This window comes from Chryseobacterium sp. S90 (genome assembly GCF_047444895.1).
Lineage (GTDB): Bacteria > Bacteroidota > Bacteroidia > Flavobacteriales > Weeksellaceae > Chryseobacterium.
Genome location: NZ_JBLGCX010000010.1, coordinates 99,699 through 120,842, shown reverse-complemented (window position 1 = coordinate 120,842; position 21,144 = coordinate 99,699). Strand labels below are relative to the sequence as shown.

The following is a 21,144-nucleotide window of genomic DNA, read 5'->3' as shown; positions in this document are numbered from 1 at the left end:
AATTGTTACACTGCTAAACTGGTAGATTGTTATAGTTAAATATTATTTCGTTTCACTTACTCTTAAAATATCTCCGAATACTCCTCTTGCTGTGACCTGTGCTCCGGCTCCAGCTCCCATAATCACAATTGGATTTTCACCATAACTTTCTGTGTAAATTTCAAAGATTGAATCTGAACCTTTCAGCTGTCCTAATGCAGATGTTGCCGGAACTGAAATCAATTTAACATCCAACTCGCCTTTATCTTTCTGTAGATCACCGTGCAGATCTCCCACATATCTCAATACATGTCCGGGTTCCTGATTTTCTTTTATTTTCTGATATTCTTCATCCAGTTCTTCAAGTCTTGAAAGGAATTCTGATTTTGAAACCTCAAGTAAGCTTTCCGGAACAAGATTCTGAATATTGATATCTCCGAATTCGTTGATTAAGTCTAATTCTCTGGCCAAAATCAATAATTTTCTTGCTACATCATTTCCTGACAGGTCTTCTCTTGGATCCGGTTCTGTATATCCTTTCTCCAAAGCTTCATTGATGATGGTTGAAAATTTATCGTCTCTTAAAGAAAAATTGTTGAACACATAGCTTAATGTTCCGGAGAATACTCCTTTAATTCTTGTGATATTTTCTCCTGAAAGGTGTAATAATTTGATGGTATCAATTAACGGTAATCCCGCACCCACATTGGTTTCATAGAGATAACGTCTGTTGTTTTTATTCAACGTATATCTTAGTTTTCTGTATTCTTCAATCGGAAGGGTATTAAAAATCTTGTTTGAGGAAACCAGATCGAATCCGTTTTCTGCCAAAGCGTGATAGTTTTTCACAAAATCCTTACTTGCCGTGTTATCCACAACGATAAGGTTTTCCAGCTGGTTCTCGTTGGAAAAATTAATGAGCTCCTGAACACTTGAAGGATGTTCTGCAGTTAAAACCTCATCGTTCCAATTTGCATCAAATCCTTTTTTATTGAAGGCTATTTTCTTTGAATTGGCCACCGCCACTACTTTAAGGTCTATTTTTTTACGTCTTTTAATCTCTTCAGAAGATTCCAGTACCTGTTGTATCAAAGTCTTTCCTACATTTCCATGTCCTATGATCGCCAGATGGACGGTCTTTGGCTTCTTGAAAATTTCAGATTCTATAATGTTTTTTGTTTTTTCGTCCTGTGAAGAAGTTACTACGATGTTTACTCTGTTCTCTCCTGCAACCTGATTCAGTAATAATGGGAAAACATTGTTTCTTGCCAGCTCAGCAAAAACTTTATTGAAATCTTCTGCCACAAAACCGATGACAGAAACATTATTGATACTGTAGATCTGGGAAACTTTTCCAGATTTTCTTTCTGCTTCAAACTCATCAATAAGACAAGCGACTGCTTTCTCAGCATCAATTTCCTGAACCAGAATAGAAATTCCGTTTTCTATCGCCTGTTGAGAGATTACCCCTACACTGATACGCGCTAAAGTAAGCGCTTTAAAAATTCGTCCGTCAATCCCGATTTCTCCCAGGAAATCTTCTCCTTCAAATTTGACGATTGATCTGTTCTTCAAAAATTTTATTTCGTTAGCATTTTTCATTACTTCTGTAAAATGTTTTTAATGATATTATTTAATTGTTGATATTCCATTAGGAAGGCATCGTGCCCGTGTATAGATTGGATCTCGTGATAAGAAACATCCTTATTTTTCTCTTTTAAGTTTTCAAAACACATTCGGATTTCAGAAGCCGGGAAGAATAAGTCTGTATCTACAGAGATCATGTGCATTCGTGCCTGTATGTTCTCCAGTGCCGTTTCATCAGCATTAATATTCATCAAGAGATGATTCATCAGTTTGTACGCTTTTAAACTAAATCTTTCGTTTAGCGCGTTACCATGATAAACCAACCAGTCTTCAGATTCCAGGCGTTGTTTGTCCTGGTTATATTGGTTTTGAAATCTGTCATTGAGCGACTGTGGCGTTCTGTAACACAACATAGCATGAATTCTTGCTTTCTGTAATGGTTCCTCTTTATCATTCAATAAAAATTTCTGAACCAGACACTGTGCATGAAGCCAGTCATGTGTCCTGTAATCACAGGCTATAGGAATAAATATTTCTGCGAGATCCGGCTGCTTGGCAAGCATTTCCCAGGCAATCCCTCCTCCCAGAGAGCCTCCAATAATGGCATATAAGCTTTTGATATGTAAAGTTTCAAGTCCTTTTAAAAATATCGCTGCGATATCTGAAGGTGTGAAATCTTCATAGTCTTCAATTAAAAAATCGTCATAACCGTTTCCGGGTATATTGAAACACAGAACAGTGTATTGATCAGTATCAACAATCTGATTTTCTCCCACCAATTGTTTCCACCAGCCTTTTTCTCCTGATACCTCTGAGTTTCCGGTAAGAGCATGATTGATTAAAATAATGGGTGCTGTAAACAGATCTTTCCCAAAAAGCTGATAGCTTAACGGGATATGGTATTCCTTTTGGGAATTGGTTTGATACGAAAGATTTATATAGTTTAGTTCTGTTTTCAATTCTATTATATTTTTATACAAATACAATTGAAAATGCCACAGGAAATGGCTGAAAAGAACTTCAGTAAGTTATCTGTCCAAAATACTTTGGTAGAACGTAGCACCTTCTTTGCTTGCGCAAAGGGTTGCTAAGGTTTCATAGGGTCTAATCCCTCAACCTTTCTTGATAACATTTTCAATATTTAAATGAACGAATGGTGCAAAGGTAGTTCTTTTCTTTTAATTTCAAAAAAAAATTATTTTAATATTTAAAAAAGCTCTTAAATACAAGTATTCCAAAAGCATATTAATAATTGTTCAGATGAAAAAAATTGGAATTATTTTTCAAAAAAACTAACTTCGTATGGAAAAATGATGAGATATGACCGCCGAAAAAGAAAGATTACAAGATACCAAATGGAAAAACTGGGGCCCTTATGTAAGCAACCGGCAGTGGGGAAATGTACGTGAAGATTACAGCTCAAACGGGAATGCCTGGGATTTCACCAATCATAATAACGCTGAAAGTTATGCTTACCGTTGGGGTGAGGAAGGCATCGCCGGAATTTCTGATGTAAAACAGTTATTCTGTTTTGCTTTTTCATTCTGGAACAAGAAAGATAAAATGGTAAAAGAACGGTTCTTCGGATTGAGTAACCCACAGGGGAATCATGGTGAAGACATTAAAGAAATCTTTTATTATCTGGATAATACACCTACTCACAGCTATATGAAAATGGTGTATAAATACCCCATCAACGAGTTTCCATATGATGACCTTCTTGCTGAAAATGGAAGACGCAGTAAAAAGGAACCTGAATATGAGATTTTCGATACCGGAATTTTTGATAATGATGAATATTTCGATATTTTCATTGAATACTGTAAAGCTGATCACAACGATATCCTGGCCAGAGTCACCGTCTGTAACCGAAGCCAGCATGATGCTCCTATTGTCGTAGCACCCACTGCGTGGTTCAGAAATAATTGGAAATGGGGATATAACACTTATAAGGCAGAGCTCAATGCTTCTCATGACGGAAGTATCAATATAGGACACGACAGTATTTCGATCAAAAAAGTCTATTCGCGAAATTCAAATGCACAAAGTGTATTTTGTGATAATGAAACCAATACATCTAGGCTTTACGGAACTCCTAAAACAGAGAATACTTATTTCAAAGATGGCATCAATGATTTTATTATTCATCAGGGAGATACTGTAAACCCTGAAAAAAGGGGAACAAAAGCATCTTTTCTGATTGATGAAATTGTAGGAGCAGGAGAATCTAAAATTTTTGAATTCAGATTGTGTCCTGATGAAACGGATGAACCTTTTGAAAATTTTGATACTATTTTCAGTACACGACAATCTGAAGCGGAAGAGTTTTATAACGATATTCAGAATGATACGGTAAATGAAGATGAGAGAAATGTTCAGCGACAGGCTTTTGCAGGACTTCTCTGGAATAAACAGTTCTATCACTACAATATCGGAAAATGGCTGAAAGGTGATCCCAATTTTGAAGCTCCGAGAAATTTCAGTGAGTATGTAAGAAATACGGAATGGAACCACCTTCACAATAAGGATATTATTTCCATGCCTGATAAATGGGAGTATCCATGGTATGCTACCTGGGATCTGGCATTCCACTGTGTTCCTTTTTCTATTATTGATGCAGAATTTGCCAAAGGACAGCTTTTATTGCTTACGAAAGAATGGTATATGCATCCCAACGGGCAGCTTCCTGCCTATGAATGGAATATGAGTGATGTAAATCCGCCTGTACATGCATGGTCCTGCTTCCGTGTTTTTAAAATTGATGAAAAGAATAACGGGAAGCCTGATTTATTATTTTTAGAAAAAGTATTTCAGAAGCTGCTGCTGAATTTTACATGGTGGGTGAACAGAAAGGATAAAAACGGGAAAAATATTTTTGGGGGAGGCTTTCTTGGTCTCGATAATATTGGTGCTTTTGACCGGAATATGGTTTTAAAGGATGGCCAGCATCTTGAACAGGCAGACGGGACAAGCTGGATGGCAATGTATGCACTGAATATGATGCGTATTGCAATGGAGCTAGCCCAGTATTATCAGGTGTATGAAGATATGGCGATCAAATTTTTTGAACATTATCTTTATATCGCTGAAGCTATGGAAAACCTGGGTGAGGGAACAAAAGGACTCTGGAACGAGGAAGACGGTTTCTTCTATGATGTATTGCAGCTTGGAAACGGAGACAGTGTTTCTTTAAGATTAAGAAGTATTGTAGGTTTAATTCCAATGTTTGCTGTTGAGATCGTAGACCATCGTTTACTGGAAAAGATGCCAAATTTCAGAAGCAGAATGGAATGGATCTTAAAAAATAAACCAGAGCTCACCAAACTTGTTTCTCACTGGGACGAGGAAGGACACGGCAGAAAACATCTTATGAGTATACTCCGTAAAAACAGACTGACAAAGGTTTTGACCAGAATGCTTGATGAAAATGAGTTCCTGAGTTCTTATGGAATCCGGGCTATGTCTAAGGTATATGAAGAGAATCCTTTTGTATTTTCTGTACATGGGAATCAGAATATGGTCTATTACACTCCTGCAGAGAGTGACAGCCGAATGTTTGGCGGAAACAGCAACTGGCGCGGACCGATATGGTTTCCTATCAACTTCCTGATCGTGGAAAGCCTGCAGCGCTTCCATTATTATTATGGAAATAGCCTGAAAGTAGAACTTCCAACGGGAAGCGGTGATAAAAGAAACCTTGATGAAGTAGCTCAAAACATCAGCAAAAGACTTTGTTCTCTATTTTTAAAGGATGAACATGGGCAGCGCGCTTTCAACGGAGGAAATCCTAAATTCAATTATGATGAACACTTCAGAGATTACATCACCTTTTTTGAATATTTCCATGGAGATAACGGCCGTGGTGTAGGAGCTTCCCATCAGACGGGATGGACTGCCACTGTAGCGAAACTGATAAAACCAAGACTTACCTTTTAATAAGCAATGAATAATAGGTAATAAAAAAAGCCGGATAAGTTATCCGGCTTTTCTATTTTTAAATAAGAGATTAAATTTTTTCTCCGTTCACATAAACTTCATATCCGATTTCTACATTCGGTTCTAAGGTTTTGGATACGGAACAGTATTTTTCAAAAGAAAGTTCTGCTGCTTTCTGTGCTTTTTTAGGATCAATTTCTCCTTCTAAAAAGAACTTAACGTTAATAGATTTAAATGGTTTTGCATCCTCTACCTGCACTCTTTCTCCCTCTACCTCTGCCTGGAAGCCTGTAATGTTCTGACGCTGCTTCTTTAAAATAGAAACCACATCAATTCCGCTGCAGCCTGCTACAGCCATCAACACACTTTCCATTGGAGAAACTCCTTTGGCACCCGGCTGGGAAGTATTATCCAAAAGAATAAAATTCCCCTGCGCATTGGTACATTCAAATAAAAAATCGTCGTTTATTCTGTTAAGTGTAATTTTCATTATTTATTGCTTATTGCTTCTGCAAAGTTATAAAATTCCTCTCGCTTTTATCTCCAGATATTTATTGATAACATCAATATTCAAATTTTCAGGAAGGGTATATACCGTATAAATTCCATATTTGCGGAGTTCCTGAATAATCAGTTTCTTTTCAAACTCAAATTTCTCAGCGATGATCTCATCATAGATTTCCTGCATATTTTCAGGATTTTTGTTAATGATTGTCTGCAGTTCTGAATTTTTGAAAAATACAACAACCAACAAATGGTTTTTAGCAATACCTCGAAGATATTTAAGCTGTCTGTTCAATCCATCCAGTGTTTCAAAATTGGTAAAAAGCAGAATTAAGCTTCTTTGATTGATGGAATATTTCACATCCTGATACAAACGGTTGAAATCACTTTCAAAGAAATCTGTTTTGATATTATAAAGTGCTTCAGAGATTTTTTTCAGTTGACCTGATTTATTATCAGCAGCAATTTTATTTTCAGCCTTTTTAGAAAAAGTCATCATCCCGGCCCTGTCTCCTTTTCTCAAAATAATATGAGACAGCGCCATGGTTGCATTGATGGAATAATCCAGCAAACTTAATCCATTGAAAGGCATTTTCATGGTTCTTCCTTTATCAATCAGCATAAAAATACGCTGTGATTTTTCATCTTGAAACTGGTTTACCATCAAACGGTTCGTTTTGGAAGTTGCTTTCCAGTTGATCGTTCTGATATCATCTCCGGGGACATATTCTTTGATTTGCTCAAATTCCATGGTGTGTCCCAGCTTTCTGACCTTTTTAATTCCACCCAATAAAAATTCACTTTGAATGGCCATCAGCTCATATTTTCTGAGATGGATAAATGAAGGATAGGAAGGCAAGGCAGCATCCTTTTGGAAAATAAATCTTTTTGAGATCAACCCTAATGGTGAAGATACATAAATATTCAGTCCTCCGAAGTGATATTCTCCTCTTTCTTTAGGTTCTAATGAATATTGAAAGAATGTATTCGCTTCTGAAGCAATCTGTTTTTCAATCAGAAAATCTCTTTTCTGAAACTGGAATGGAATTTCATCAATAATTTTAGTGACTATTGTAAAATTGTAATTATTTTTAATATCAATTTTAACAAAATTCTCATCACCATTGGACAATTTTTCCGGCAAAATTCTCTGAACCTGTAATGCATTCTTTTGATTAAAAAGCAACAGGAAATCTACCATTGCAGCCAAAAAGCAGATCAACAGTGCAATATGGGCTACCCACATCAGCACCGGAAAGAAAAATGCCAGGACATACAGAATCCCCACTCCGATGAGTGTAAAAAAGAAACGTGTATTGATGTATAAGTTTTTCATTATTTAGGTTGCAGATTATAGGGATTAGGACTTAGAAAAAGAATCAGGAATTATCACCCAGTCTCATATTTCTACTACCTATCTTGGAATCTCTATTCCTTCTAAAATCTGACGAATAATTTCATCTGCAGTAAGACCTTCCATTTCTCTTTCCGGAGATACGATAACTCTATGTCTCAAAACTGCGTAGCTAGCTTCTTTAATATCTTCAGGAGTTACAAAATCTCTTCCTCTCAGAGCAGCAAATGCTTTTGATGCCGTAAGAAGTGCTAATGAAGCTCTTGGTGAGGCACCCAGATATAAGAATTGGTTTTCTCTTGTGTTGATGATAATTTTAGCTATATATTCCATCAGCTGAGCTTCCACAATGATTTCTTTTACCAGCTGCTGGTAGTTTTTCAATTGTTCAGCTGTGATCACTCGGTTTACTCCTTCTGTTTTATCTTCTTTTTTACTTTCGTGCTGGTTTTTAATGATTGCAATTTCCTGTTCAAGATTCGGATATCCTACATTGATTTTGAATAGAAAACGGTCCAGCTGAGCTTCCGGAAGTCTATACGTTCCTTCATGCTCTATAGGGTTTTGTGTAGCTATCACCAGGAAAGGTTCTTCCAAAATATAACGGGTACCGTCCATGGTAATCTGTCTTTCTTCCATGACTTCAAATAATGCTGACTGTGTTTTTGCTGGCGATCTGTTGATCTCATCAATCAGGATGAAATTGGAGAAAATAGGTCCTTTTTTAAATTCAAATTCTGAATTTTTCACATTGAATATGGATGTTCCCAAAATATCAGAAGGCATCAGATCCGGTGTAAACTGAATTCTGCTGAAACCTACATCAATTGTCTTAGCCAATAATTTTGCCGTAATCGTTTTAGCTACTCCCGGAACACCTTCAATCAAAACGTGTCCGTTTGAAAGTAATGCAGCCAAAAGATGTTCAATCATTTTCTCCTGTCCTACAATTACTTTTCCAATCTCAGATTTTACTTTCTCTAAACTCGCACGAAGTTCAATCATATCAATTCTCGACTGAAACTGCTCTTCCTGTTTATTAAGATTGATTGAGCTTTGGTTTTCTATATTGGGGTTATCAAAGTTTTCCATAATACATTTTATTTGGTCAGTCTGGCAATGGACAACGGTATTCTTTCCTGTGAATTGTCGTTATCAGCATTGAAAAACTGCTACATCATTAGGTTATTATATTGTTATATTATTTAAATATTTCGTCAAGGAGTTTATTGATCCTTGTAAGATCTTCTTTTATTACACTGGCATAAGGATCCTGCCCTTTTTTGATAAGCGCAATAGCTTCATTAATCATTTCCATATTTTTCCCGGTTTTCAACTGTAGCTTTTTTGCAAATTCTTCATCTAAAGTCTGAGTATCTATTAACAGATCCATTCTCACTTTGTTCAGAAAATACTGCGATTTCTTTGCCATCATATCATGAAAATCACCTTCCTGAAGATACAGATTTCCAATACTTTTCACAAAATCCAGAGAAGTATTTCTCAGAGGCTCTGTTACCGGTACTATTCTCTGTTTTCTTTTGGCATTAAAGAAAATAAAAAGAACAAAACCTCCCAAAAACACCCACCACGCATACTTTAAAGCCGGATTCGACAGCACAAATCTCATAAAGAAACGTGATGCAGAACTTTTATTGGACACAAACCAAAGCGTTTCTCTATCCGGAAGATATGAAAAAACATCCTGTGCATACTTTACGTTTCCGGATTTCAGAAGATAATAATTGGTCAGAAAAAGAGGTTCAGTATGAGCGTAAATATGTCCTTTCCCAAACTTTACTTTGATAAAATTGGCCTGATCCGTATTCTTTTTCTCTACCGTTTTTCCAAGGACTTCAACGTTAGGTTTAATGAATGAAAATCCTCTTCCTGATGGAAATTTATCTAATTTAACAAAATCATTCTGATATTTTTTATCGGTAAGTTTCAGCACATTTTCTTCTTCAAAAGAGATTTCGGAATCATAATATCCGATACTGTCTGAAATTTCCTTCGGCATACGGGCTACCATTAAAAATGCATCCGATCCTTCAGATACCTGCGTCAGGATTTTATTCCATGATTCTTTGTCAAAATTATTTTCAATAACGACAATGTTGTGAGGATCTTTTTTATGCTGATTATAGTATTCGTAAGGAATCTGTTCAACCTTCTTCAGATTGTTTTTAAAAAGATTTTTAGCTTCATTATTAAAAACAAATAGTCCGAACGGAGACTTTTCATTGATATCAAAATTCTTGCGCCAGTCTGTCGTTTCTTTTTTGTTAACTTCAAGCAATGCCAGAATAATCATCACAATGATGAAAATTGCAGCATATGTTTTGAAAGTTTTATTCATGGTTACTATTGTTAGGGTTTAAATGCCTGATATTGATTTTTAAATTTCTGGTAGCTCTGTTCTTCAATACTGAATTCTCCATACCAGACATAATCAAAAATATAAGACAGGTCAGAAAAGTCATTTTTCAGATGAGGGGCTTTCAACTCTACGGCATAATCCTTATTGGTTTTTTCCGGATTCCAGTTGATCAGCTTTTTGTCACTCAGTTTTTTAAGAATAAACAGGAACTGGTAACGGACTGCCGAACGATAATCTCCCGCCATTTCAAATTTTGCGATACTTTCAGGGAAATTGATTTCATGGATATTTTCATGGAGTTCCTGCACATTGAGATCCAGCTTTTTATTCTTTTTACCAAAAAGAAAGTTCCCGTCTTTTCCCATGATATATTTAATGATGAAATACAATAGAAAACCTACCAGGATGATCGCAAACAGACGGATAAGGATTGCGGTAAATTCCCCAGACTTTGTCAATGCTGTTTCCCCGAAAATTCCCTGTATAATTTGGTTGAGCTTCCGCATCAGCTTTTGAAAGAAAGACTCTCTGGGTTTTGATACAGAATAATCAAATTCATTTCCTTTATATCTTGACGGTATATTTTCTTTGAATGCTTTCGGATAAGCTGTATTCTCAGATACCGGATTTTTCATCAGCACAGAATCAGCACGCAGCATATTTCTGTAATGCCCGGTTGTATACAGAGAATCTACCAGATCATCAGAAGTAGGATTATCGTCCTGAGCCTGAACCAGCCCAAGAGAGAGAAAAAGCAATATGAAAAGAAAAATTTTACTCATTGATTCCAATAGTGTCTATTTCTGCAAGTTCTACTTTCTGGTGAAGATCTGTTCTGCTGTCATAATACATCAATCCTGCATTCACATACATTAGATTTGAAAGAAAAAACGAAATCAGCATTGAAACTCCATAGAATACAAAAAACAAAATTCCGGCAGCTCCGGTAAAAGGATTCTGCTCAAAATTCCCGTCCGGTGTTGACGTAAGAAGTGATCCGTAAAAAAATATCATCGGAATAAATGTGAATATAGATGTTATCATGTAAATAATAATAAACATCACAAATGCCGATCCCCAATATTTCCAGAAAGGGGATTTCTCACTCCCGTTCGGATAGGAAAACTGCGATCTTAATGCGTAGCTCAAACTTTCCCAGAAACCTCTGTTTGAATTAAAATAATCATACATCAAAAATGTAGTGAAATTGAATATCGTGGGATAGAGAAGCAGTATCAAAAAAAATCCGATAATAATAAAAATCAGAATATAAGAAAATCCTACCACAAACAAAACCGCCGGTGTGACGATAAAGATCATTCCAAGGCACAGCTTCCCGATTCTTCCTGCATTGCTTTTAAAATCATTCAGAATTTCATCCGTTTTTATTTTTTCTGCACCCTGTGCAATTCTTTTTAAATAAAAAACGGGATACAGGTAATTGACAATCATCAGAATCATGAAAAGCAGAAAAGTAATTATTCCTACTGTAATCAGCATGCCGGAATTATCTGAAAAATACTGTTCAAAATAATATGTTTCTCCACCAAGATTGGACCCGAATATCTGTGAAAAGAGTTCTTTATATCCGAAAATCACAACGGTTACCATTAAGATCAAAAGCAGGCCATTGATCAGAATATAGTTCTTAAAATAATTCTTCCCGTATAATTTGAAAAAATTGAAACTATCACTGATAAAAGTTCCAAAATCTCTTTTTTTATAAAATTGTATCATGGATGTGTTTATTAGTTTTTTTGTAAACAATAGACGGATACACAAAATAGTAGAATCCAATAATTGCCAGTGAGCCAAAAATAATGATTAGGTTCAAAATTAAAGGCATCTTCAATGCATGTCTGGTGACATACCCTTCTATAATCCCTGCACAAATAGTGAAAGGAACAGTACTTAAGAATATTTTAAACGAATCTTTAAATGCTTTTTTAAAAGAATTAAATCTTGAAAACGTTCTCGGAAATAAAATAGATGCCCCAAGAATCAATCCACACATCGCTTCCACCACCATGGCAAAGATCTCAAAAACTCCGTGAAGCCATATCCCTCTTGCACTGTCTTTCAAAGCCCCATAATCATAGAAAAAATACTGGAAAGCACCCAGCATCACACTATTGGAAAGCAAAGCAAACAAAGTTCCCACTCCTCCGGCAATTCCATAAATATACAGTTTTGCTCCCACCTGGATATTATTAAAAATAATCCCGATAGTACTTCCCCATGTGCTGCCACTCTGGTAAACTCCTACTGCATTATTATGTTTAATATTTTCAATGGTTTCATTCACATAACCTTCCCCCAGAATGATATTGACAAAGTCTTTATCATAAATGGCAGAAAGCACTCCTATTGAGGTAAACAAAATAAAAAAGAGAAACGCATACATCAGATACCTTCTGTACTGATACATCAGCAATGGAACTTCAGTTTTGAAAAAATAAACCAGCCTGTTTTCCTCTACCCTTTTTGTTTTATAGATCTTCTGAAAAATCTGGGCAGACAAATGGTTCAGATAAACTGTAGTGTTACTTTTCGGATAATAAGTCTGGGCAAAAGAAAGATCGTTGATCAGATTTATATATAACGAAGACAGGTCATCAGGATTTTTTTTAATTTTCCCTTGAATAACCTGTTCTATTCCCAACCATTTTTCTTTATTTTGTTTAATGAAATAAACTTCTCTCATAATTGTTAAGGCTAAAATAATAAAAAATATGTCTCAAATTGCGATAAATACCTCACAAAATGTAAATATTAATTTTAATATTGCAGGCGTAGGAGAAAGGATGCTTGCCTTCATAATTGATCTTCTGATCAGGATCGCTTATGTGGTGATCATCCTGTATTTATTCTTCAATATTCTTGACCTGGGATATTTATTAGACGGCCTTGATGAATGGTCAATAAGAGCGGTATATCTTATCCTTACTTTTCCTATTTACATCTATCCGCTTGTATTGGAAAGCTTAATGGAAGGCCAGACACCCGGCAAAAAACTAATGAAAATCAAAGTGGTAAAGATTGACGGTTATCAGGCAAGTTTCGCAGATTATATGATCCGTTGGGTTTTCAGGATTGTTGATGTATCATTTGCCGGAGTTATAGGACTGATCTCTATGATTGTCTCTAAAAACAACCAGCGTCTAGGTGATATTGCTTCCGGAACCGCTGTCATTTCCTTGAAAAACAACATCAATATTTCGCATACAATTCTGGAGAATATCCACGAAAATTATATCCCTTCTTTTCCGCAAGTCATTGCTTTGAGTGATAATGATATGAGAATCATCAAAGATAATTACACTAAAGCACTGAAAGTAGACGACCGCCAGATCATCAGTAAGCTTTCTGAGAAAATTAAAAGCATTCTGAAACTGGAAATTGATGCTACTAAAATGACAGAAAGACAGTTTATCAATGTGATTATTAAAGATTACAACTATTACACGGGAAAAGATAATTAGGAGAGTCAATTGTGAATTTTGCTTCGCAAGTGGGTGGTCAATTTAAAAAATGTTGAAAAATTCATAGCGGAGCTTGTTGCTTGTTGCTTGTTGCTTGTTGCTTGTTGCTTGTTGCTTGTTGCTTATGCAAAGGTCGGTGCAATTTTTGTATGTTTAAACCTAAAGTTCAGAATCATGAAATTTGAAAACAATAAATCCGGAAACGGCGGGGTTCTTACCCTAAACAACGAAATAAAAGAAGTAGGCAGACTTACCTATACCATTTTCCCTGAAGACCATAAACTGATCATTTCATTTGTTCTGGTACATCCTGAATTTGAAGGGAGAGGAATGGGAAAATTCCTGGTAGAAGAAGCCATCAAATTTGCCAGAGAAAACAATTGGAAAGTATATCCGCACTGTTCCTATGCAAGATCTGTGATGATGAGAATGAGTGATGTGGACGATATTTTTTTAAAGAATTAAAACCTCGTTTACCAGGATATCTTCAATATCATCCGGATAATCTACTTTAAGATGATGATCAGAAGCAACCCATTCCATAATTTCCTGAAGATTTAAAACCTTCGAATTGGGGATTCCCATTTTATCAAGGGCACATGCATTACATTCCTGTTCATACTGATTGTGGATAGGAATTACGAATAGTTTTTTGTCCATAAATAATGCTTCTGCCGGACTTTCAAAACCAGCGTTGCACAAAATTCCGTCACAGCCTTCAAAGTATTTCAGGTATTGTATTTCATCAATAGGAAATACTTCTACATTCTTTACTTTGACCTGTACTTTGCTGTATTTTGAAAACACTTTCCATTCCACAGGAATTTTTCTTAAAACCTTGATAATATTTTCATCCGCAAAGCTGGGAAGATAGACAAGATAATATCCCTGTTTACAAGGATTAAGATTTCTGATTTTTCTTCTGATCACAGGTTTTTTGATCTGGGGATGGTAATTTTCAAAATGAAATCCTATTTTCCTTTCACTGGGAACATAATATTTTAAAATCATTTCTCCCAGAAAGTCCTTTTTCTTTGGTTTGGGCGTTTCCGGAAAGCTCATGGAAGCCTGATGGCTAAGCTCTATCATGGGAAGGTTCTTCAGTTTGGAAGCCCAGCCTGTCAAAGGCTCATAATCGTTAATGATTAAATCATATTGTGACAATTCCAGCTCTCTGATTGTTTTGGCTGCTTCAATGAACTTATTCTCTGTAAACGTTTTCCGATAGGATAAACCGCCTGTTTTGTTATAAAGAAGGGAAATACCCTTATATTGGAAATTGATGTCAAAATCAGCCTTTAATTGCGATTGATGTCCGCTGATCAATGTATCAACGGATGCATATTTTTTGAGAAGAGGAATAATTTCCTGTGCTCTGGCAACATGACCGTTTCCAGTACCCTGGAATGCATACAGAATCTTCATTTAGGAAAAATTAGTTACGATTTTTAAAAGCGCAGAATTATCCATTTCCTGAATTTCTTCCACTTCATCATCTTTCAGCAGATGTTTATGTTCATCATAATAAAAAATTGTCCATTCTTTATTGTTGTATTCTAAAGCAGAGAGATTTTCAATCCAGTCTCCTGAATTCAAATAAGTACAAGATCCTTTTTTATTAACAACCTCACGGATCTGTGGCTGGTGGATATGTCCGCAAACTACATAGTCATAATTATTGTCAATAGCCAGCTCTGAAGCTGTAAGTTCAAAATCTCCGATATATTTTACCGCTTTTTTCACATTATTTTTGATCTTTTTTGAAAATGAATACTTCTCTTTACCCATTTTTTCTAAGAACCAATTTACAACATTATTGATAATAATAAGGAGATCATAGCCTTTTCCGCCAAGTTTGGCGATCCATTTTGAATGCTGGACGGATGCATCGAAAACATCACCGTGAAATATCCAGGTTTTTTTCTGATCAATATTCAGGCAGATTTTATTACAGACTTTAAGTTTTCCAAGTTCAAAATCTGTGAACTTACGAAACATTTCATCATGATTGCCCGTGATGTAATAGACGTCTGTGTTCTTGGTCGCCAATGAAAGAATCTTTCTGATTACTTTCAAATGAGGTTTAGGGAAGTAAGACTTTTTAAACTGCCAGATATCAATAATATCGCCGTTCAAAACTAAAGTTTTAGGCTGGATAGAATTGAGATATCTCAACAATTCTTTAGCCTTACATCCATAAGTTCCCAAATGAACATCCGATATAACAACTAATTCAACGTTTCTTTTCATAGTTTTGTACAAAGAAACTAATTGAAAGTTAACTGTATATGAATGCTATATTATTTTTTATAAAGAGTCCATCAGCTCTTCTGTAATTTCCATATTGTGGTAAACGTTTTGAACATCATCGTCCTCTTCGAAACGCTCAAGCATTTTCATGTTAGCTTTGAACTGTTCTGCATTTACTTCTTTTGTATTGTTTGGAATTCTTTGAAGTTCTGCACTCTTTGCCTCAATTCCAAGTTCATCTAATTTGTGAGATAAAGAACCGAAATCTTCAAAAGCAGTTGTAATCATCACCTCTTCCTCGTCCTTTTCTACATCTTCTGCACCTCCATCAATCATTTCCATTTCAAAATCATCCCAATCCATTTTGATCTGAGCCAAATCGATTGTGAAAATTCCTTTTCTATCAAAGATGAATGCCAATTCACCATTTTTCCCAAGGTTACCGTCAAACTTGTTAAAAACAGCTCTCACGTTTGCTACAGTTCTTGTTGTATTGTTTGTAGTACATTCTACAAAAAAAGCAACACCACCTTGCCCGTAACCCTCATATGTGATTTCTTCATAGTTTTCTGCATCAGCACCGCTCGCTTTCTTAATTGCTCGTTCTACGTTGTCCTTAGGCATGTTTGCTCCCTTCGCATTCTGGATACATCTTCTCAGGGCCGGGTTTGCTTCCGGATCTGTTCCACCAGCCTTTACAGCTAATGCAATGTCTTTACCTATTTTGGAGAATGTTTTAGCCATTTTATCCCATCTGGCCATTTTAGAAGCTTTTCTATATTCAAATGCTCTTCCCATTTTAATTTTTAAATTTCCAACAAAATTACTCAAAAGTCAACAAAAAAAAAATACCTCCAATTAAATTGGAGGTATTCATTATTTAGAAAAATTAATTATTTTTTCTTTTTAGCAGCAGCTTTTTTCTTAGCTGGAGCTTTTTTAGTAGCTTTTTTAGTAGCTTTTTTCGCTGGAGTAACAACATCAGATTTTTGATATTTGTTCCATTCACTGTCATCACCAATGTATCTAACAGTTACTTTTCTATCAGCTTGTCTTTCAGCATCAGATGCAGATTCTGCAACTTTAGCATTTTGCTCACCAATACCTACTGATTTCAATGCGTTGATATCTACACCTCTCGCATCTAAAGCAGCAACTACAGAAGCAGCTCTTTCCTTAGATAATTTCAAGTTGTAAGCATCGCTACCTTTTTTATCAGTTTCTCCAACTAATAAGAATCTACCTCCATCCTTCTTAATGATTTCAGAAGCAGTATCTAAAGCTCCTTTAGATTCAGGCTTGATTGTAGCTTTGTTGAAATCAAAGTATACACTCTTAAGGTTCTTTTCAACGTCAGTAGCTGTTACTTCTTTTGGCTTAGGACATCCGTTGTATTCAGGAAGACCTGGAACAGTAGGACAAGCATCATCTTTATCTAAGATACCGTCACCGTCTGTATCTGGCCAAGGACAACCGTTGTTTTCAGCAGGACCTGCTACTGTAGGACAAGCGTCATCTTTGTCGATTACACCATCACCGTCAGTATCTGGCCAAGGGCATCCGTTGTTTTCAACCGGACCTGCCACTTCTGGACATTGATCGTCTTTATCTGGAACTCCGTCACCGTCAGTATCAGGACATCCTTGGAATTCTGGTAAACCTGGAGTATCTGGACAAAGGTCATCTTTATCTAGGATACCATCCTTATCTCTATCTCTGTTTCCAAATCTGAATAAGATAGAAGCAGAAGCTTGCCAGAAGTTAGCAACTGTAGACTTGTCACCTGGAGTTGATACATAATCTCCCTGAACACCAAGACCGAAGTTCTTAGTTACCCAGAAGTTAGCACCAGCACCTGTAGCTACAGTAAAGTGGTTAGCTTTACCGTTTTCGTTACCATCCTTACCGTTTGTTACAGTTTCGATTGCGTTACCGTTAGCGTCAACAGATGTTCTAGGGAAAGTAAGAGCTGTATAGTCATGTCTTAAGTAGTTAGCACCAACTCTTAAATATGGATCAAACCAAGATTCTTCGTTCCATAAAAGACCTGCAGCGTGAGCTTGGAAACCAAGACCTGTCATTAGGAAAAATTCTTTCCCCATGTTGAATCTTTTGTTTTCAACGTTCCCAACAGAAGTCTGCCAGTCAATTACTAAACCTTTACCAACATTTCTAGCAACTGTTAACTTAGATAATGGAGGAGTAATAGAGAAGTTGTTCACATTGAACATACTCTTCGTCAAATTGTTAGCAGAGAACGTATTACTGAAGTTACCTCTTGCTGCTACGTGGTTTTCAGCATGAGCACCAACTCCGATTAACCACGGATTGTTGGTAGTCTGTGCGAAAACAGTAGAGGCAACAGTAAGCGCCAATGCTGAAATTCCTAATTTTAGATTTTTCATAGAATTAAATGATTAAATAATTGATAATGCAAAATAAATATAATTTTTCTTTATATACAAAGTTTTTCAAATGATTTTTAACTTTTCTTTAATATTCTGTCCAGGTTCCGTTTATTTTCTCTATCTTTTATCGCCTCTCTTTTATCGAAAAGCTTTTTCCCTCTACCCAGCGCTATCAGCACCTTTGCTTTACCTCGGTCAGTGATATATAATTTTAAAGGTATTATGGTGTTCCCAGCATCCTTTAACTTTTTTTCAAGTTTTTGTAATTCTTTTTTGTGCAAGAGCAATTTCCGTTCCCTTTTTGTTTTATGATTGTAAAAAGTACCTAATTTATACTCATCAATCATCATGTTGATGATGTACAATTCCCCATCAATAAACTGACAGAAGGATTCTGTAATAGATGCTTTGGATGAACGTAAAGATTTTATTTCGGTACCCGTCAAAACCATTCCTGCTTCATATTCTTCAAGAATTTCATATTCAAAACGGGCTCTTCTGTTTAATATGCTAACTGTTTTCTCAATCTTCATCATTTTAAAATTTCGTTAATGAAATATATAAAAAATACCATACAATTAAAAACTTGACTATTATATTATTACAAAATACCCAAATTCTTTTCGTATTTTTGCGCCAAATTTACAAAACTATATGTTAACAGTATCTAACTTATCTTTACAATTCGGGAAAAGAGTTCTTTTTGACGAGGTAAATATTATGTTTACCAAAGGAAACTGCTACGGGATCATCGGAGCAAACGGTGCGGGAAAGTCTACATTCCTGAAAATATTAACAGGAAAGCAGGATCCTACAACAGGACATGTATCTCTGGAACCAGGGAAAAGAATGTCAGTTTTGGAGCAGGATCACTTTGCTTATGATCAGTATACTGTTCTTGAGGCAGTTTTAAGAGGTAATAAGAAATTATTTGAAATAAAGGAGGAAATGGATGCGTTATACGCAAAAGAAGATTTCTCTGACGAAGACGGAATTAAAGCCGGTGAACTAGGTGTAATCTATGATGAAATGGGAGGCTGGACTGCAGAATCTGATGCACAGACCATGCTTTCAAATGTTGGAGTAAAAGATGACATGCACTGGCAGATGATGAGCGAACTTGAGAACAAAGACAAAGTAAAGGTTCTTTTGGCTCAGGCTCTTTTCGGCAATCCGGATGTGTTGATTCTGGATGAGCCTACCAACGACCTTGACATTGACACAATCTCATGGCTGGAAGATTTCCTTGCTGATTATGAAAATACAGTAATTGTTGTATCTCACGACCGTCACTTCCTTGATACAGTGTGTACACACATTGGTGACTTGGATTATGCTAAACTTAATCTTTACACAGGTAACTACTCTTTCTGGTACCAGGCTTCTCAATTGGCAACAAGACAAAGAGCTCAGGCCAATAAGAAAGCTGAGGAGAAGAAAAAAGAACTTCAGGACTTCATTGCAAGATTCAGCTCTAACGTTGCTAAAGCAAAACAGGCTACTGCTAGAAAGAAAATGATCGACAAATTAAATATTGACGATATTAAACCATCTTCAAGAAGATATCCGGCTATTATTTTCGAAATGGAAAGAGAGGCTGGTGATCAGATTCTAGATGTAAAAGGTCTTGAGAAAACAAAAGATGGAGAATTACTATTCTCTAATATTGATTTGAACCTTAAGAAAGGAGATAAAGTAGCTGTACTTTCCAAAAACTCTTTAGCAATTACAGAATTCTTCGAAATTTTAGCAGGGAATGTAGAAGCTGATAAAGGAACTGTTGCTTGGGGAGTTACAACCAACCAATCTCATATGCCTTTGGACAACACTAACTTCTTCCAGGAAGATTTAAGTCTGGTTGACTGGTTGAGACAATTTACCAAAAATGACGAAGAGCGTCACGAAGAGTTTGTAAGAGGATTCCTTGGAAGAATGCTTTTCTCTGGTGATGAAGCTTTAAAATCTTGTAAAGTGCTTTCAGGAGGTGAGAAAATGAGATGTATGTTCAGCAGAATGATGCTTCAGAAAGCAAACGTCCTTTTATTAGATGAACCTACCAACCACTTAGACCTTGAAAGTATCACTACTTTGAACAACTCTTTATCGAACTTCAAAGGAAATCTTTTATTAGCATCTCATGACCACGAAATGCTTTCAACAGTCTGTAACAGAATCATTGAACTAACTCCTACAGGAATTATCGACAGAGAAATGACTTATGACGAATACCTTGCTGATAAAAAGGTAAAAGAATTAAGAGAAAAAATGTATTCTTAATCTATAAAGCATAATAATTTATATAAAAAACCTCAAAGCAGTGCTTTGAGGTTTTTTTGTTGAAAATATATAATTAATCATTTCGTAAGTTTTGCTGTAGGCAAAGTTACCGTTCCCGGATCTTTCCATAACCCGTCTTTCTCAGCTCGTTTTTTAATAGATTCTGCCCTTTTATTACTGTCAGGATGAGAATTGAACATTTTTTCAAAGTTCGTTTGTGTACTTCCTTCTGAGAGCAGCGCCAACTTTTTGAAAGCTGTATATGCTCCTACAACATCATATTTATTAGCTTTCATAAAGTCATATGAATAAGTATCTGCTTCTGATTCCTGTTTTTTACTGTGTGAAGCATCCAAAAATGCATTAGCCATCTTTCCTACCTGGCTCTCATTAAGAGTAGCTACAGCAGAAGAAGCCGATGATGCAGCATCTAATGCCGCCGCTTTCAGATAAGCAGACTTCATAGCATCTTTTGTATCCTGATTTTTCACGTGCCCGATCTCATGCCCGATAACAGCAAGCAATTCATTGTCTGTCATGATATCCATCAGAGAAGAGAATACACGTACACTTCCGTCTGCACAGGCAAACGCATTGATATCTTTAACTTTATAAACTTTATAATTCAAATTCAGACCGTCCTGAGATTTGTGCTTTCCAAACAGTTTGTTCAGTCTCACAGTGTATGGATCTTTAGGTCCTGCTACGGCATTATTTTTATCCATCCAGTCTACTGACTCTTTGGATAATTTAACCGCATCTTCGTTCGTAAATGTTAGAGCTTTTGCACCATTTGAAACCATTCCGGCCGCTTTCCCGAGGTTAATTTTTTGTGCATTAATCGAATACATAGCCCCAAATAACATAAGGCATAGAGTAATTTTTTTCATAGTCATTTAAAATTTTGGAGCACGAAGATAGCCTTTTTTTAACAATTATTAAGTCGAAACTTCGTTCCAGTTCTTTCTGGAATGCTATTTTTTTTCC

19 protein-coding genes and 1 riboswitch are annotated in these 21,144 nt (G+C 36.0%); of the genes, 4 read left to right on the top strand and 15 right to left on the bottom strand.

Translation table 11 applies throughout. The features are described from left to right. Window positions 1-42 precede the first annotated feature (42 nt). Window positions 43-1,581 carry an ACT domain-containing protein gene (locus tag ACLMCG_RS21395; RefSeq protein WP_413961190.1) on the bottom strand — a complete coding sequence of 513 codons (1,539 nt, stop codon included), beginning with the start codon at window positions 1,579-1,581 and terminating at the stop codon, window positions 43-45. Beyond that, entirely contained in the window at window positions 1,581-2,525 is a 945-nt protein-coding gene (locus tag ACLMCG_RS21390; RefSeq protein WP_413961189.1) for an alpha/beta fold hydrolase, read from the bottom strand. Before ACLMCG_RS21390 ends, ACLMCG_RS21395 begins: the two co-directional genes overlap by 1 nt. A 66-nt stretch (window positions 2,526-2,591) precedes the next feature. Further along, window positions 2,592-2,698, bottom strand: a riboswitch (SAM riboswitch). Window positions 2,699-2,886: 188 nt separating this feature from the next. Between ACLMCG_RS21390 and ACLMCG_RS21385 the strand changes: the two genes are divergently transcribed. Further along, entirely contained in the window at window positions 2,887-5,502 is a 2,616-nt protein-coding gene (locus ACLMCG_RS21385; protein WP_413961188.1) for an MGH1-like glycoside hydrolase domain-containing protein, read from the top strand. Between the two features lie 70 nt (window positions 5,503-5,572). Here ACLMCG_RS21385 and ACLMCG_RS21380 read toward each other — a convergent pair whose 3' ends face one another. The 7 genes from ACLMCG_RS21380 to ACLMCG_RS21350 all read right to left on the bottom strand — a co-directional run bounded on the left by ACLMCG_RS21380 (window position 5,573) and on the right by ACLMCG_RS21350 (window position 12,444). Continuing rightward, entirely contained in the window at window positions 5,573-5,992 is a 420-nt protein-coding gene (locus ACLMCG_RS21380; protein WP_413961187.1) for an OsmC family protein, read from the bottom strand. Between the two features lie 27 nt (window positions 5,993-6,019). After that, window positions 6,020-7,342, bottom strand: a complete 1,323-nt coding sequence (locus ACLMCG_RS21375; protein ID WP_413961186.1) for a DUF58 domain-containing protein — start codon at window positions 7,340-7,342, stop codon at window positions 6,020-6,022. 78 nt (window positions 7,343-7,420) lie between these two features. Next, window positions 7,421-8,452 carry an AAA family ATPase gene (locus ACLMCG_RS21370; protein ID WP_413961185.1) on the bottom strand — a complete coding sequence of 344 codons (1,032 nt, stop codon included), beginning with the start codon at window positions 8,450-8,452 and terminating at the stop codon, window positions 7,421-7,423. A 109-nt stretch (window positions 8,453-8,561) separates the two neighbouring features. Continuing rightward, on the bottom strand, window positions 8,562-9,719 hold the full coding sequence (locus ACLMCG_RS21365; RefSeq protein ID WP_413961184.1) for a hypothetical protein: 1,158 nt from the start codon (window positions 9,717-9,719) through the stop codon (window positions 8,562-8,564). An 11-nt stretch (window positions 9,720-9,730) separates the two neighbouring features. Beyond that, window positions 9,731-10,522 (bottom strand): DUF4129 domain-containing protein, encoded by a 792-nt coding sequence (locus ACLMCG_RS21360; RefSeq protein WP_413961183.1) that lies wholly within the window; start codon window positions 10,520-10,522, stop codon window positions 9,731-9,733. Next, window positions 10,515-11,477 carry a DUF4013 domain-containing protein gene (locus tag ACLMCG_RS21355; protein WP_413961182.1) on the bottom strand — a complete coding sequence of 321 codons (963 nt, stop codon included), beginning with the start codon at window positions 11,475-11,477 and terminating at the stop codon, window positions 10,515-10,517. The genes ACLMCG_RS21360 and ACLMCG_RS21355 overlap by 8 nt, the downstream gene beginning before the upstream one ends. Next, a complete protein-coding gene (locus tag ACLMCG_RS21350; RefSeq protein ID WP_413961181.1) occupies window positions 11,461-12,444 on the bottom strand; it encodes a stage II sporulation protein M in 984 nt (327 codons plus the stop codon). The genes ACLMCG_RS21355 and ACLMCG_RS21350 overlap by 17 nt, the downstream gene beginning before the upstream one ends. 28 nt (window positions 12,445-12,472) lie before the next feature. On the opposite strand from ACLMCG_RS21350, the gene ACLMCG_RS21345 reads away from it, so the two are divergent. Together ACLMCG_RS21345 and ACLMCG_RS21340 are read left to right on the top strand one after the other, a co-directional pair. Further along, window positions 12,473-13,222, top strand: a complete 750-nt coding sequence (locus ACLMCG_RS21345) for an RDD family protein (protein WP_213277922.1) — start codon at window positions 12,473-12,475, stop codon at window positions 13,220-13,222. Between the two features lie 174 nt (window positions 13,223-13,396). Beyond that, window positions 13,397-13,687, top strand: coding sequence for a GNAT family N-acetyltransferase (locus tag ACLMCG_RS21340; protein ID WP_223598580.1), 291 nt, complete (start codon window positions 13,397-13,399; stop codon window positions 13,685-13,687). Here ACLMCG_RS21340 and ACLMCG_RS21335 read toward each other — a convergent pair. The 5 genes from ACLMCG_RS21335 to smpB all read right to left on the bottom strand — a co-directional run bounded on the left by ACLMCG_RS21335 (window position 13,676) and on the right by smpB (window position 18,413). After that, complete coding sequence (locus ACLMCG_RS21335; RefSeq protein WP_413961180.1) at window positions 13,676-14,647, bottom strand: glycosyltransferase family protein; 972 nt, start codon at window positions 14,645-14,647, stop codon at window positions 13,676-13,678. The two genes, ACLMCG_RS21340 and ACLMCG_RS21335, sit on opposite strands and share 12 nt — an antisense overlap. Then, on the bottom strand, window positions 14,648-15,472 hold the full coding sequence (locus tag ACLMCG_RS21330) for a UDP-2,3-diacylglucosamine diphosphatase (protein ID WP_149833880.1): 825 nt from the start codon (window positions 15,470-15,472) through the stop codon (window positions 14,648-14,650). 57 nt (window positions 15,473-15,529) lie between these two features. Next, the gene (locus ACLMCG_RS21325; protein WP_184558271.1) at window positions 15,530-16,270 is read right to left on the bottom strand and encodes a YebC/PmpR family DNA-binding transcriptional regulator; all 741 of its coding nucleotides are present in this window, start codon (window positions 16,268-16,270) and stop codon (window positions 15,530-15,532) included. 95 nt (window positions 16,271-16,365) lie between these two features. Next, window positions 16,366-17,877, bottom strand: a complete 1,512-nt coding sequence (locus ACLMCG_RS21320; RefSeq protein WP_413961179.1) for an OmpA family protein — start codon at window positions 17,875-17,877, stop codon at window positions 16,366-16,368. Between the two features lie 77 nt (window positions 17,878-17,954). Further along, complete coding sequence (gene smpB / locus ACLMCG_RS21315; RefSeq protein WP_045501613.1) at window positions 17,955-18,413, bottom strand: SsrA-binding protein SmpB; 459 nt, start codon at window positions 18,411-18,413, stop codon at window positions 17,955-17,957. Window positions 18,414-18,534: 121 nt separating this feature from the next. Here smpB and ACLMCG_RS21310 point away from each other — a divergent pair, with 121 nt between their 5' ends. After that, window positions 18,535-20,157, top strand: a complete 1,623-nt coding sequence (locus ACLMCG_RS21310) for an ABC-F family ATP-binding cassette domain-containing protein (RefSeq protein ID WP_223598577.1) — start codon at window positions 18,535-18,537, stop codon at window positions 20,155-20,157. Window positions 20,158-20,234: 77 nt separating this feature from the next. On the opposite strand, the gene ACLMCG_RS21305 is transcribed toward ACLMCG_RS21310, so the two are convergent. Continuing rightward, complete coding sequence (locus tag ACLMCG_RS21305) at window positions 20,235-21,047, bottom strand: M48 family metalloprotease (RefSeq protein WP_413961178.1); 813 nt, start codon at window positions 21,045-21,047, stop codon at window positions 20,235-20,237. Window positions 21,048-21,144: the final 97 nt, after the last annotated feature.

Coding starts and splice junctions, on each gene's coding strand:
- ACLMCG_RS21380 (WP_413961187.1), bottom strand. CDS start 5,992: ATGAAAATTACACTTAACAGAATAAACGACGATTTTTTATTTGAATGT.
- ACLMCG_RS21395 (WP_413961190.1), bottom strand. CDS start 1,581: ATGAAAAATGCTAACGAAATAAAATTTTTGAAGAACAGATCAATCGTC.
- ACLMCG_RS21320 (WP_413961179.1), bottom strand. CDS start 17,877: ATGAAAAATCTAAAATTAGGAATTTCAGCATTGGCGCTTACTGTTGCC.
- ACLMCG_RS21385 (WP_413961188.1), top strand. CDS start 2,887: ATGACCGCCGAAAAAGAAAGATTACAAGATACCAAATGGAAAAACTGG.
- ACLMCG_RS21370 (WP_413961185.1), bottom strand. CDS start 8,452: ATGGAAAACTTTGATAACCCCAATATAGAAAACCAAAGCTCAATCAAT.
- ACLMCG_RS21310 (WP_223598577.1), top strand. CDS start 18,535: ATGTTAACAGTATCTAACTTATCTTTACAATTCGGGAAAAGAGTTCTT.
- ACLMCG_RS21355 (WP_413961182.1), bottom strand. CDS start 11,477: ATGATACAATTTTATAAAAAAAGAGATTTTGGAACTTTTATCAGTGAT.
- smpB (WP_045501613.1), bottom strand. CDS start 18,413: ATGAAGATTGAGAAAACAGTTAGCATATTAAACAGAAGAGCCCGTTTT.
- ACLMCG_RS21340 (WP_223598580.1), top strand. CDS start 13,397: ATGAAATTTGAAAACAATAAATCCGGAAACGGCGGGGTTCTTACCCTA.
- ACLMCG_RS21365 (WP_413961184.1), bottom strand. CDS start 9,719: ATGAATAAAACTTTCAAAACATATGCTGCAATTTTCATCATTGTGATG.
- ACLMCG_RS21375 (WP_413961186.1), bottom strand. CDS start 7,342: ATGAAAAACTTATACATCAATACACGTTTCTTTTTTACACTCATCGGA.
- ACLMCG_RS21305 (WP_413961178.1), bottom strand. CDS start 21,047: ATGAAAAAAATTACTCTATGCCTTATGTTATTTGGGGCTATGTATTCG.
- ACLMCG_RS21360 (WP_413961183.1), bottom strand. CDS start 10,522: ATGAGTAAAATTTTTCTTTTCATATTGCTTTTTCTCTCTCTTGGGCTG.
- ACLMCG_RS21350 (WP_413961181.1), bottom strand. CDS start 12,444: ATGAGAGAAGTTTATTTCATTAAACAAAATAAAGAAAAATGGTTGGGA.
- ACLMCG_RS21325 (WP_184558271.1), bottom strand. CDS start 16,270: ATGGGAAGAGCATTTGAATATAGAAAAGCTTCTAAAATGGCCAGATGG.
- ACLMCG_RS21330 (WP_149833880.1), bottom strand. CDS start 15,472: ATGAAAAGAAACGTTGAATTAGTTGTTATATCGGATGTTCATTTGGGA.
- ACLMCG_RS21335 (WP_413961180.1), bottom strand. CDS start 14,647: ATGAAGATTCTGTATGCATTCCAGGGTACTGGAAACGGTCATGTTGCC.
- ACLMCG_RS21345 (WP_213277922.1), top strand. CDS start 12,473: ATGTCTCAAATTGCGATAAATACCTCACAAAATGTAAATATTAATTTT.